The 2,762-nt window shown below is 69.5% G+C and carries 4 protein-coding genes; all 4 read left to right on the top strand.

Annotation, left to right across the window (positions count from 1 at the left end):
• The first annotated feature begins 55 nt into the window (after positions 1-55).
• Positions 56-1,213, top strand: coding sequence for a Fe-S cluster assembly protein SufD (gene sufD, locus DD1DGNOD_RS09365; RefSeq protein WP_430827783.1), 1,158 nt, complete (start codon positions 56-58; stop codon positions 1,211-1,213).
• Positions 1,213-1,530: a non-heme iron oxygenase ferredoxin subunit gene (locus DD1DGNOD_RS09370; protein WP_131766224.1), complete on the top strand. Its 318-nt coding sequence runs from the start codon at positions 1,213-1,215 to the stop codon at positions 1,528-1,530. The genes sufD and DD1DGNOD_RS09370 overlap by 1 nt, the downstream gene beginning before the upstream one ends.
• 52 nt (positions 1,531-1,582) lie before the next feature.
• Positions 1,583-2,362: a Fe-S cluster assembly ATPase SufC gene (gene sufC / locus DD1DGNOD_RS09375; protein ID WP_131766225.1), complete on the top strand. Its 780-nt coding sequence runs from the start codon at positions 1,583-1,585 to the stop codon at positions 2,360-2,362.
• Between the two features lie 2 nt (positions 2,363-2,364).
• Positions 2,365-2,762: aminotransferase class V-fold PLP-dependent enzyme (locus DD1DGNOD_RS09380; RefSeq protein ID WP_430827780.1), on the top strand; the 398-nt coding region annotated here is incomplete at its 3' end.

The following is a 2,762-nucleotide window of genomic DNA, read 5'->3' on the forward strand; positions in this document are numbered from 1 at the left end:
CGGTACCGGTGTTGGTAGCACCGCGACCGTGCCGGTACCGGGGTCGTCGACCGGCTTGCCGGTCGGCTCCAGGCCCGGGGTGGCCGCGGGCCGGTCGGACGGGCGGCCCGACGGCCGACCGCGTCCGGTGCACTCCCGTGACCCGCAGGCGCATCCCGTGCCGACCGGGCGTGAGGAGGAGTGGCGGTTCACTCCCCTGCGCCGGCTGCGCGGCCTGCTCGCCGGCCCGGATGCGGCCGACGCCGCCCTTGAGGTGACCGTGCAGGCCCCACCGCCGGTCACGGTCGAACACGTCGGTATCGACGACGGGCGCATCGGGCGGGTACTGACCCCGGCCGACCGGGTGTCGGCGTTCGCGATGACCCGGACCGAGCGCGCCGTCGTGATCACGGTTCCCGCCGAGGCCGCGCCGGAGGAACCGGTGGTCGTGCGGCTGCACGGCGGCGGCGGGGTCGCCTACGGCCATCTGGTCGTCGAGGTCGGCGCGTTTGCGTCCGCCACGGTGGTGCTCGACCACACCGGGCAGGCCACGTTCGCCGGTAACGTCGAACTGTCGGTCGGCGACAGCGCGTCGCTGACGCTGGTGTCGCTGCAGGACTGGGACGCCGGTGCGGTGCACGTGGCCGCGCATGCCGCCACGGTCGGCCGCGACGCGCGGTTCCGTTCGTTCACTGTCACCCTCGGTGGTGACCTGGTGCGGCTGTCACCTACGGTCACCTACGCCGGGCCCGGTGGGGACGCGGAACTCTACGGCCTGTTCTTCACCGGCGCCGGTCAGCACCAGGAGCACCGACTGCTCGTCGACCACGGCCCGCGGTCGTGCCGCAGCCGGGTGGCCTACAAGGGCGCCCTGCAGGGTGACGGCGCGCACGCGGTGTGGATCGGCGACGTCGTGATCGGGACGGACGCCGTGGGTACCGACACCTACGAGCTCAACCGTAATCTCGTCCTGACCGACGGTGCCAGGGCGGATTCGGTGCCGAACCTGGAGATATCCACCGGTGAGGTCGTCGGTGCCGGTCATGCCAGTGCGACCGGGCGTTTCGACGACGAGGCGTTGTTCTACCTGATGGCGCGGGGTATTCCGGCGGACGAGGCGCGGCGCCTGGTCGTCCGGGGCTTCTTCGCCGAGATCGTTGACCGGATCGAGATCGATTCCCTGCGGGAGCGGATCACCGCGGCGGTCGAGGCCGAGCTTGGCGGGGTCGTCTAGTGGGTGGTTTCCAGCGGGCGTGTGCCCTGTCCGACCTGAGCGAGGAGGTCCCGCTCGGGGTGGAGATCGACGGGGAGCCGGTGTGCCTGGCCCTGACGGGTGGGCAGGTCTACGCCATCCGCGACGAATGCTCGCACGCCGACGTCGCCCTTTCCCAGGGCGAGGTCGAGGACGCGAAGATCGAGTGCTGGCTGCACGGCTCGCAGTTCGACCTCACCACAGGTGAGCCCCTCGGGCTGCCGGCAACCGAGCCGGTGCCCGTCTACCCGGTGAAGATCGACGGCGACGACGTGCTCGTGGACGTCGGCCAGTCATAGCGCATAGCGCAAGCCATAGCGCAAGTCATAGCGGTTTGAGGAGATTGAACAAGTGTCGACCCTTGAGATCCGTAACCTCCATGTCTCGGTGGAGACCGACTCCGCCGAGGGGAGGGAGATCCTGCGCGGCGTGGATCTGACGATCCGCCGTGGCGAGACCCATGCGATCATGGGGCCGAACGGCTCCGGCAAGTCGACGCTGGCGTATTCCATTGCCGGTCACCCCAAGTACACGATCACCGAGGGCACGGTGACGCTGGACGGTGTCGACGTCCTCGCGATGAGCGTCGACGAGCGTGCCCGCGCCGGGGTCTTCCTGGCCATGCAGTACCCCGTCGAGGTGCCCGGCGTGTCGGTGTCGAACTTCCTGCGCTCGTCGGTGACGGCCGTGCGCGGTGAGGCACCCAAGCTGCGGACGTGGGTCAAGGAGGTCCGCGACTCCATGGCGACGCTGGAGATGGACCCGGCGTTCGCCGAGCGCAGCGTCAACGAGGGTTTCTCCGGCGGCGAGAAGAAGCGCCACGAGATCCTTCAGATGGCCCTGCTCAAGCCGAAGATCGCAATTCTGGACGAAACCGACTCGGGCCTTGACGTAGACGCGCTGCGGATCGTCTCCGGCGGTATCGAGTCCGTCCGGGCCGCGGGGCAGACCGGCATCCTGCTGATCACCCACTACACCCGCATCCTGCGGTACGTGAAGCCGGAATTCGTCCACGTGATGGCCGGCGGTCGCATCGTCGACTCCGGTGGCCCGGAACTCGCGGCAGTCCTGGAGGACGCCGGCTACGACCGGTATGTGAAAGTGACCGAACCGGCCGGGACGGTGGCATGACGATGACCGACACGAGGCTCTCGCCCGCCCCCGTTGGGGGGGCAGGCGGGCCGAGGTCCGGATACGACGTCGAGCAGATCCGCAAGGACTTCCCGATCCTGGCGCGGCGTGTCCACGACGACCGGCTGCTGGTCTACCTCGACAGCGCGGCGAGCTCGCAGAAGCCCACCCGCGTCCTGGACGCCGAGCGGGACTACTATGAGCTGCACAACGCCAACGTCCACCGCGGCATCCACGTACTCGCCGAGGAGGCCACCGCGCTGTATGAGACCGCCCGCGACAAGGTCGCGGCGTTCATCGGCGCACCCCGGCGCGACGAGGTCGTCTTCACCAAGAACTCCTCCGAGGCGCTGAACCTCGTCGCCTACGCGATGAGCAACGCGGCGGCGTCGGGTCCGGA

This window comes from Candidatus Protofrankia californiensis, from assembly GCF_900634765.1.
Classification (GTDB): domain Bacteria; phylum Actinomycetota; class Actinomycetes; order Frankiales; family Frankiaceae; genus Protofrankia; species Protofrankia californiensis.